At 76.9% G+C, this 1,487-nt stretch carries 1 protein-coding gene; it reads right to left on the bottom strand.

The window, feature by feature from the left end:
- The coding region (locus tag J0670_RS37905; protein WP_207817312.1) for a S8 family serine peptidase at window positions 1-1,316 on the bottom strand (1,316 nt) is incomplete at its 3' end.
- Window positions 1,317-1,487: the final 171 nt, after the last annotated feature.

The raw sequence follows: 1,487 nt of genomic DNA, 5'->3' as shown, positions 1-1,487 counted from the left end.
GTCCCGGCCAGCGCCGCGTACTGCCCCCCGGGCCAGTCGGAGACGATCGCCCCCTGCACCCCGCCGTCCGGGTCCCCGCCCGGAGCGGCCAGCGACACCCGGCCGCGCCCGTAGTTGGAGTACGCCGACGGCCGGCCGTCCCGGTTGACGGCGGTGACGGTCACGACGCCGGGCAGCTCGCCGGGAAGGCGGATGCACTCGGTACCCAGGTAGCGGGTGCCGGCCGGCCCGGAGACCCGGTCGTTGGGGCTGCGCTCGTCGGTCCGGGCGGCCCCGAGGTCCTGTCCGTCGTTGCCGGCCGAGGCGACCACCACCGCGCCCTTGCGCCGGGCGTACCCGGTGGCCCGGCCGACGGCGGCGATCAGCGCCGCCTGGTCGCGGTCCTCGGGGCAGTTGTACTTCCACGGGTCTGCGAAGTAGCTGTTGTTGATCGCCTTGGCCCCGTGGTCGGCCGCCCAGAGCATGCCGCAGACGACGTTCTCCGCGTAGTACTGCCCCAGCGGCCCGAGCAGCCGGACGGCGGCGATCCGCACGCCGGGCGCCACCCCGGTGACGCCGTGTCCGTCCCGGGCCGCGCCGATGATCCCGGCGACGTGGGTGCCGTGCCCGCTCTCCCCCACCCCGGGGTCGGGCCGCCAGGAGCCGGTCCGGGCGTCCGGGCGTCCGTCCGCGCAGGAGGCCGAGGCCTTCGGGTCGACGGCCGCCCGCAGGTCGGGGTGGGTGTCGTCCACGCCCGAGTCCAGCACCGCGACCAGCACCTTGTGCAGCGCCCCGGCGCCCGGCACGCTCCTGGCGACGTCTCCGGCCGGCCCCGGGGCGGCGCCGAGCATGGCGAGGTTCCAGGCCCCGCCCTCCGCGGGGTCGGGCACCGTGACGGTCCCGCCGCTCTGCCCGTCCGAACTCGTGCGCGCCGTTCCCGCGGTGAAGTCCCCCGCGCCCTTGACCGCCCGCGGCGGCCCGACCACCGGGGCGGTCCGGGTCGCGCCCACGGCGGCGATCCCCGGCCTGGCCCGGACCTTGTCCGCGAAGCCGCCGGTCGCGTACGCCAGCACCGCCCCGATCTGCGGGTACTCCTGCACCACCTGCCCGCCCGCCGCCAGGCTCGCCGCCTCGGCCCGGGTGGCACCCGCGGCGTCCTCCTGCTCGGCCAGCACCAGGTAGCTGAGGTAGGCCCGTCCTGGCCCCGACACGTACGGCACGGCACCACCGGCCACGATCGCGGTGAGCAGCATCGCGAGCAGCGCCCGGGCGGGCCCGTGGCGCCCGCGGCGGCGGACCGCGCGGGCGGGACTGCCGGACTGGTGCTGCTGCGCCATCCCACGGTCTCCGCTCGTCGTCCGATGAGGTCACGGTCGTCCGGCCGCACGGTCGTCCAGCCACACAGCCGTCCGACGGCACGGTCGTCCAGCCACACAGCCGTCCAGCCCCACAGCCGTCCGGCCGCACGGTCGTCCGGTCATACGACGTCAGCCGTACAGCCTTGATCA

This window comes from Streptomyces sp. FH025 (genome assembly GCF_017427025.1).
Taxonomy (GTDB): Bacteria; Actinomycetota; Actinomycetes; order Streptomycetales; family Streptomycetaceae; genus Kitasatospora.
The sequence above is the reverse complement of the archived record's forward strand: the minus strand, read 5'-3'. Positions and strand labels throughout refer to the sequence as shown.